This is a genomic window from Mesorhizobium sp. (assembly GCF_004962925.1).
Lineage (GTDB): Bacteria > Pseudomonadota > Alphaproteobacteria > Rhizobiales > Rhizobiaceae > Mesorhizobium.
In genome coordinates this window covers 1-8,550 of the sequence record NZ_SUEO01000254.1, presented here as the reverse complement: position 1 = coordinate 8,550, position 8,550 = coordinate 1, and the positions used below count along the sequence as shown (strand labels likewise).

The 8,550-nt window shown below is 63.4% G+C and carries 4 protein-coding genes and 1 pseudogene; all 5 read left to right on the top strand.

The features are described from left to right. A pseudogene (locus tag E5W87_RS31320) lies at window positions 1-201 on the top strand (histidine ammonia-lyase); the annotation flags it as partial. After that, entirely contained in the window at window positions 201-881 is a 681-nt protein-coding gene (hutG, locus tag E5W87_RS31315) for an N-formylglutamate deformylase (RefSeq protein WP_292406579.1), read from the top strand. The pseudogene E5W87_RS31320 and the gene hutG, both read left to right, overlap by 1 nt. 38 nt (window positions 882-919) lie before the next feature. Next, window positions 920-2,590, top strand: a complete 1,671-nt coding sequence (gene hutU, locus E5W87_RS31310; RefSeq protein ID WP_292406576.1) for a urocanate hydratase — start codon at window positions 920-922, stop codon at window positions 2,588-2,590. Between the two features lie 8 nt (window positions 2,591-2,598). Further along, a complete protein-coding gene (locus E5W87_RS31305; protein WP_292406573.1) occupies window positions 2,599-3,186 on the top strand; it encodes a HutD family protein in 588 nt (195 codons plus the stop codon). Between the two features lie 247 nt (window positions 3,187-3,433). Beyond that, on the top strand, window positions 3,434-8,550 hold a 5,117-nt coding region (locus E5W87_RS31300), incomplete at its 3' end, for a glucoamylase family protein (protein ID WP_292406570.1).

The window sequence follows — 8,550 nt, the reverse complement described above, 5'->3', positions numbered from 1 at the left end:
GGCTGCGATTTCCATGCGCCCCTGGCGTCGAGTGCAGCACTGGAAGCGGTGCGCAGGCTGGTCAGGGCGGAGGTGCCGCATCTCGACAATGACCGGCATTTCCACCCCGACATGGAAAAGGCCATCGCCATGGTGCGCAGCGGCGCGGCGATCAAGGCGGCGGGCGCGGTGGCGCTGCCGGCGATTTCTGGAGCGGCATGATGGACAGCTGGCTCTATGATTTCGCCGGAAGTCTCGGCGCGACGGTGGTGCATACGGCGATCTCGCGCACCGTCATCGATGTCAATCGCGATCCATCCGGCGCCTCGCTCTATCCCGGCCAGGCGACGACGGGTCTCTGTCCGACCGAGACCTTCGATGGCGATCCGCTCTATCGCGCGGGTGAAGAGCCTGATGCGTCGGAGATCGATGAGCGCCGCGAAAAATACTTTGTGCCTTACCATGCCGCCTTACAGGCCGAGATCGACAGGCTGCGCGCCTTGCACCAGAAGGTCGTCCTTTATGACTGCCATTCGATCCGCTCGGTGCTGCCGCGCCTGTTCGAGGGAACGCTTCCGGTGTTCAATCTCGGCACCAATGACGGCAAGAGCGCCGATCCGGCCTTGCAGGCAACAGTCGGCCAGATCCTCGCCGAAACCGGCGAGACCTTTATCGTCAACGGCCGCTTCAAAGGCGGCTGGATCACGCGCCATTTCGGCCAGCCGCAAGATGGCGTCCATGCGTTGCAGATGGAACTCTCCAACCGTGGCTATATGCGCGAACCGGAAGGCAAGGGCGCACCGGACAATTGGCCGGTGCCGTACGATGCTGCGTTCGCGGCGCCTATCCGCGTCACGCTGAAGAAGATCCTCGAAAACGCGATTGTCTGGGTACACGGCTGACGCGCAACGCCGCATCTCATTCGAAAGGGACTGACGCCATGACCGATCCTCGTCATAACATCCGCGAAGTCCGCAGCCCGCGCGGCAGCGAGCTCAACGCCCGCACATGGCTGACGGAAGCGCCGTTGCGCATGCTGATGAACAATCTCGATCCCGACGTCGCCGAAAATCCCAACGAACTGGTCGTCTATGGCGGCATCGGCCGGGCGGCGCGCACTTGGAATGATTTCGACCGCATCGTCGCCTCGCTGAAGACGCTTGGAGATGACGAGACGCTGCTGGTGCAGTCCGGCAAGCCGGTCGGCGTGTTCCGGACGCACACCGATGCGCCGCGCGTGCTGATCGCCAATTCCAACCTCGTGCCGCACTGGGCGACATGGGAGAAGTTCAACGAGCTCGATAGAAAGGGCCTGATGATGTACGGCCAGATGACGGCCGGCTCTTGGATATACATCGGCACGCAAGGCATCGTGCAGGGCACGTACGAGACCTTCGTCGAGGCCGGCCGCCAGCATTATGGCGGCAATCTCAGGGGCAAATGGATCCTGACCGGCGGTCTCGGCGGCATGGGCGGCGCCCAGCCGCTGGCAGCGGTCATGGCCGGCGCCTGCTGCCTGGCGATCGAATGCGATCCCGACCGCATCGATTTCCGGCTGCGCACCCGCTATGTCGACGAGCGCGCCGACACGCTGGACGAGGCGCTGGAAAAGGTCGAGCGCTGGACCAGGGCCGGTGAGGCGAAATCGGTCGGCCTGGTCGGCAACACCGCCGACATCGTGCCGGAACTGGTGCGGCGCGGCGTGCGCCCCGACTTGGTCACCGACCAGACATCGGCGCATGATCCGCTCAACGGCTATCTGCCCAAGGGTTGGTCGCTCGCCGAATGGCGCGAGAAGCGCACCAGCGACCCGAAGGCGGTCGAGAAGGCGGCGCGCGCGTCGATGCGCGAACATGTCGAGGCCATGGTGGCGTTCTGGAACGCCGGCGTGCCGACGCTCGACTATGGCAACAACATCCGCCAGGTGGCAAAGGAGGAAGGGTTCGAGAACGCCTTTGCCTTCCCGGGTTTCGTGCCGGCCTATATCCGACCGTTGTTTTGCCGCGGCATCGGCCCGTTTCGCTGGGCAGCCCTCTCAGGCGATCCCGAGGACATCTACAAGACCGACGCCAAGGTGCGCGAGCTGACGCCAGGCAATACCCATCTGCACAACTGGCTCGACATGGCGCGCGAGCGCATCGCCTTCCAGGGTCTGCCTGCACGCATCTGCTGGGTCGGTCTCGGCGATCGCCACCGGCTCGGCCTTGCCTTCAACGAGATGGTGGCGAAGGGCGAGCTCAAGGCGCCGGTGGTCATCGGCCGCGATCATCTCGATTCCGGCTCGGTTGCCTCGCCGAACCGCGAGACGGAATCGATGAAAGACGGCTCGGACGCCGTGTCGGACTGGCCATTGCTCAATGCGCTGCTCAACACCGCCTCCGGCGCAACCTGGGTGTCGCTGCACCATGGCGGCGGCGTTGGCATGGGCTTTTCGCAACATGCCGGCATGGTCATCGTCGCCGACGGCACGCGCGAAGCGGCCAAACGCCTGGAGCGGGTGCTGTGGAACGACCCGGCGACCGGCGTCATGCGCCACGCCGATGCCGGCTATGACCTCGCCATCGACTGCGCCAGGGAGCACCAACTCAACCTGCCAGGCATCCTCGGCTGAGCCGCGCCTTGCGCATCCTACGGGCAGCCGAATACTGGTCTATGCCGTGGAAGAACGGCGGCGGGGTGACGACGGAAATCGCCGTCTCGCCGGCAGGCGCTGCGCTCGACGATTTCGATTGGCGCGTCTCCATGGCGCGCGTCGAAAGCGGCGGGCCATTCTCCGGGTTTGCCGGCGTGGACCGAACCTTGGCCGTGCTGGAAGGCGAGGGGGTTATCCTTGATATCGCCGGCCGCCCGGCGGATACGGTGACCAGGACTTCCGCTCCGCTTTCCTTTCCGGCCGATGTGCCGACGCAAGCGACGCTGCTCGCCGGTCCGATCATTGATCTCAATGTCATGACGCGGCGCGGACGGATGACCCACACTGTCGAGCGGGTGGTGACTTCGGCCCCGACGGATATCCACTCAGTGGCCGATGCGACCCTCATCCTGTGTTTTGACGGCGAGATCACGGTTGCCGGCGCGGCGCCTGTCCGCATCGGACCGCGCGACACATTGTTGCTCGGGCCGGACGCTTTGAAATGGCGCCTGGAGCCTGTTCGAACAACCACGATGTTCGTGATCCGCATCGATCGCGTTGCTGCGAACGATTAAAGCCTGTTTCGAAACATGATCGCAGCACCGGCGAAATATGCCGTAAGCTCAAGCCCACATCACGAAAAAGCCCGAATCCTTCCGTCGATCAAGTCTCGGCGGGAGCGAAGGGGTGATCGTCTGAAAGTTGTGGTGCGAAAACAAACTTTCGGCCTGTGTTTCAATGCAACCAATTGCATTTGAATCGGTTTTAGGGACATTGCCGTGGCGGTGACGCCGCTATGCGTCCCCCCATACGGAATTTTCAATGAATATCCAGACTAACCCCGCCCAATTGGAAAAGACGAGCGCGAGCTTCCCGGCCATCACAGAAGAGCCGATACGCTCCAATTTCCTGCCGGAAGAGCGCCTGCGCACGCTGGGTACAAGCCTCGCCAAGGGTGACGTCAAGGATCTGTTCGGCCTGGAGCCGTTCGATTTCCAGCCACGCGTCCGCGACAGTGCCAGCAAGATCCTCGAAGTCTACCGCTCGACCAATGCCGCGCAGGCGCGAGGCGAGACGATCACGCCGGCGGCGCAATGGCTGCTCGACAACAACTATCTGGTTGAGGAAACCATCTTCCAGGTCAAGCGCGACCTGCCGCGTCGTTTCTATCGGCAGTTGCCGACCCTGAAGCTTTCCGACGGCGCCAGCGTGCCGCGCGCGCTTGGGCTGGCCTGGGCCTATGTCGCCCATTCCGACAGTTCCGTCTCGGCGACCATGTTCAAGGCGATCGTCGAAGGCTTTCAGTCCGTCGAGCCGCTGAAGATCGGCGAACTGTGGGCACTGCCATCGCTGCTGCGCTTCGTTTTGATCGAAAACCTTCGCCGGATCGCGGTCCGGGTCAATCGTACCCGGCAGATGCGCCAGATTGCCAACGAGGTTGCCGATCGCGTGCTGGCGATCGACGACAACGCCGACCGTCAGGCGATCCTGTCGAACTACGTCGCCCATGCGCAGGACACCACCTTTGCCACACAATTGCTCTACCGCCTGCGCGACGGGTCGCAAAATGCCGGCAGGGCGCTGGAATGGCTGGAGGGCGAGCTTGAAAAGTCCGGCTCCGATGCCGAGGAAATCATCATCAGCGAGCATCGCACGCTGTCCGGCGGCAATGTAACCACCGGTAACATCATCCGCGGCCTCAGACTCATCAACGATATCGACTGGACGGTTTGGTTCGAAGGTGTCAGCCGCATCGATACCTTGCTGCGCGAGCGCACCGATTTCGCCGCGCTCGATTTCTTCTCGCGCGACCAGTACCGGACTGCGATCGAGGAAATGGCGCGCCGCTCCGATCGTTCTGAATTCCGCGTCGCCGAAAAGGCGATCGAACTCGCCGGCCACGCCGCTGTCGCCGATACTACCGGCACCGGTCCGACCGCTCACACCGACGTCGGCTTCTTTCTGGTCGGCCCGCGCCGGCTGGAACTGGAAAAGGCGATCGGCTATCGGCCGACCGTCAGCGTCGCGACCAAACGGGCGTTCCGCAAGACCGGATGGCTGGGCATTGTCGTGCCCGTGTTCGCGCTGACGGTGCTGCTTCTGCTCCTCTCCGGCAACGCCCTTGCCAATCTCGGCCTGTCCGTGCCGTCGATCGTCCTGATGCTGGCGCTGTTTGCCGTGCCGGCCAGCGAAGGCGCGCTTGCCTTCTTCAACACCGTCGTATCGTTGTTCCTCAAGCCGACGCGCCTTGTTGGCTATGACTACAGACGCGGCATGCCGCCCGAGGCTCGCACGCTGGTGGTAGTGCCGTCGCTGATCGGCTCACGCGACGACGTCGAAGAAAACATCCGCAACATCGAAGTGCATCACCTAGCCAACACGGCTGACGAAATCCACTTTGCTCTGCTTTCGGACTGGCCGGACTCGAAGACCGAAATCGATGCCGCGGATATTGAGATCCTCCAATATGCTCGCGACGAGATCGCTCGGCTGAACGCCCGCTATCCCAGCGAAGGGGCGCCGCGTTTCTACGTTCTGCACCGCCGGCGGCTCTACAATGAATCCCAGGGCGCCTGGATGGGCTGGGAACGCAAGCGCGGCAAGCTGCACGAACTGAATCTTCTGCTGCGCGGTGACAGCGACACCACGTTTCTGCCGCTGGAAGTGCCGTTGCCGGAGAACGTCATCCATGTGATGACGCTGGACGCCGACACGCGCACCACCCGCGATGCCGTCGCCAGTTTGGTTGGCAAGCTTTGCCATCCGCTCAACCGCCCGCATTTCGATGCGGCAAAGCGCCTTGTCACCGCCGGCTACACCATCCTGCAGCCGCGCATCACCGCCTCGCTGACCAGCGGCGACGACGCATCCTTCTTCCAGCGGGTCTTTTCCGCCAATCGCGGCCTCGATCCTTACGTCTTTGCTGTCTCGGACATCTACCAGGATGTCTTCGGTGACGGCTCCTTCACCGGCAAGGGTCTCTATCATGTCGACGCCTTCGAAGCGGCGCTGAAGGGCCGCATCGACGAAAATACCATCCTCAGCCACGATCTGCTCGAAGGCGCCTTGGCACGCGCGGCGCTGGTCACGGACGTCGAACTGGTCGAGGACTATCCGACCCGCTATTCGGTCGACGCGTCGCGCCACCATCGCTGGGCACGCGGCGACTGGCAGCTTCTGGGCTTCCTTTTCGATCCGCGCTCCGGCGTGCCGGCGCTGTCGCGCTGGAAGATGGTCGACAATCTGCGCCGCTCGCTGACGCCGATCTTCTGGGTGATGGCGGCGATCGCCGGCTGGACGCTGCTGCCCTTCACACAGGCCGCGCAATGGCAGGCGCTGCTGATCCTCACATTGTTCATGGCGCCAACGTTCGACATCATCCACGCCATCCTGCCGAAAAGCGGCGACCAGACACCGCGCGGCCATTTCTCGGCACTGGCACGCGATGTTGTCTTCGGCACCGCCTTGGTGGCTCTGAAGATCGTGCTGATGGCACATCTGGCCTGGATGATGGGCGACGCTATCATCCGCACGCTCTACCGCTTGTTCGTCAGTCGGCAGAACCTGCTCGAATGGCGCACTGCCTCGCAGGCACACAAGAACGGCGACAACGATCTCGGCTCCTATTACGGCATGATGTATGGCGCGGTGATTATCGGCGTCGTCGGCCTTGCCATTCCGGTTCTGGCCGATTCCACCGGAGCTTTCGTCGCCTTCTTCTTCGCGCTGTTCTGGATCGGCTCGCCGGCCTTCGCCTTCTGGATCAGCCGCTCGGCCGAAACCGAGGACCGTTTGCGCATATCGGCGGCCGACATCCATGCGCTGCGCACTGTCGCGCGGCGCACATGGCATTATTTCGAGACCTTCGTGACGGCCGAGCATCACAATCTGCCGCCCGACAATTTCCAGGAAAGTCCGGCGCCTGTCGTTGCGCCCCGCACCTCGCCGACCAATATCGGCGTCTATCTCCTGTCGGTGATTTCGGCGCGCGATTTCGGTTGGATCAGCCTGTCCGACGCCGCCACCCGCATCGACGCCACGATGTCGACCATCGAGAGCATGCCGCGTGAGCGCGGCCATCTCTTCAACTGGTATGACACGACGACGCTGAAGCCGCTCTATCCGCTCTACATTTCCGCCGTCGATAGCGGCAATCTCGCTGGCCATCTTGTAGCGGTGGCGGCAGCCTGCGCCGAATGGGTGGAAGCGCCTGCAGTCCACCTTCAGGGCGACTTCGAAGGTATCCTCGATACGGTGACGATCCTCGACGAAAGCCTGGCGGAGTTGCCTGACGACCGCCGCCAGTTGCGGCCGTTGCGCCAGCGGCTCGCCGATCGCCTCGACGGCATGCGGCGGGCGGTCGAATCGATCAAGGCACAGCCCGAGATGGCGTCGATCCGCACCATCAACCTGGCCGTTCTGGCCGGCGAGATCCGCAAGCTCGCCATCGCCATCCATACCGAGGCCGCATCGACACAGAGCGATACCATCGCCGACTGGGCGGCGAGACTGGAAGCCACCTGCGAGGCGCATGTCCATGACGCGCATAGCGACGACAATGCCATCGGAGCCTTGCGGGCCAAGCTTTTATCGTTGCGCGAGCGCACGCGCCGCTTCGCCTTCGAGATGGATTTCTCCTTCCTTATGCGGCCGGAACGTAAGCTCCTGTCGATCGGCTACCGGGTCGAGGAGCATCAGCTCGACGAAAGCTGCTACGACCTCCTGGCTTCCGAGGCGCGGCTGACCAGCCTGTTCGCCATCGCCAAGGGCGATCTGCCGACCGAGCACTGGTTCCACCTCGGCCGGCCGATCGTCGAGATCGGGTTCAAGGGCGCGCTGATGTCCTGGTCCGGCTCGATGTTCGAGTATCTGATGCCGCCGCTGGTGATGAAGGAGCCGCAAGGCTCGATCCTCAACCAGACCAGCAAGCTCATCATCAAGCGCCAGATCCAGTACGGCCGCTCGAAGAACGTGCCCTGGGGGATTTCGGAAGCGGCCTACAACGCCCGCGACCGCGAACTGACCTACCAATACACCAATTTCGGCGTGCCCGGGCTCGGCCTGAAGCGAGGTCTTGGCCAGAACACGGTGATTGCGCCTTATGCGACCGTGCTGGCGGCACAGTTCACCCCGCGTGAATCGGTGCAGAACCTGGCCAGGCTGAGGCAGATCGGCGCCCTTGGCCGGCACGGCTTCTACGATGCGGTCGACTTCACGCCGCAGCGCGTGCCGGAGGGCACCGACCACGTCGTCGTGCTGAACTACATGGCCCATCATTCCGGCATGTCGATCGCCGCCGTCGCCGACGCCATCTTCGAAGGACGCCTGCGCGACCGCTTCCATAGCGATCCGGTGATCGAGTCGGCCGAGTTGCTGCTGCAGGAAAGGGCGCCGCGCGATATCCCGACCGCCACCGTCAGGACCGAGGCCGACGAACGGTCGAAGGACGAAACGGAAGTCGAGAGCCCCGATACGCGCATCGTGCTCAACCCGCTCAAGGCGCTGCGTTCGACCAGCGTCATGTCCAATGGCCGCTACTCGGTCATGGTCACCGCGACCGGCTCCGGCTATAGCCGCTGGGGCGAGCTCGCGATCACGCGCTGGCAGCCGGATCCAACCGAGGATCGGCTTGGCTCCTACATCTTCCTGCGCGACGCCGGCACCGGCGACTGGTGGTCAGCCACCGCCGAGCCGAAGCGTGCCACGCACGAAGAGGTGCAGACGCTGTTTTCCGACGACAAGGCGAGCTTCGTCAAATCGGTGGGATCATTGCGTTCGGAAGTCGAATGCATCGTCATCTCGGAAGGAAACGGCGAAGGCCGCCGGGTGACGCTCTACAATGACGGCCCGGTCGACCGGCATATCGAAGTGACCTCCTTTGCCGAACTGGTGCTGGGCTCAGAGGCATCCGATAACGCGCATCCGGCCTTCTCGAAAAT

Excerpts from the sequence above, each read along its gene's own strand:
- hutG (WP_292406579.1), top strand. The coding sequence starts at position 201 with ATGGACAGCTGGCTCTATGATTTCGCCGGAAGTCTCGGCGCGACGGTG.
- hutU (WP_292406576.1), top strand. The coding sequence starts at position 920 with ATGACCGATCCTCGTCATAACATCCGCGAAGTCCGCAGCCCGCGCGGC.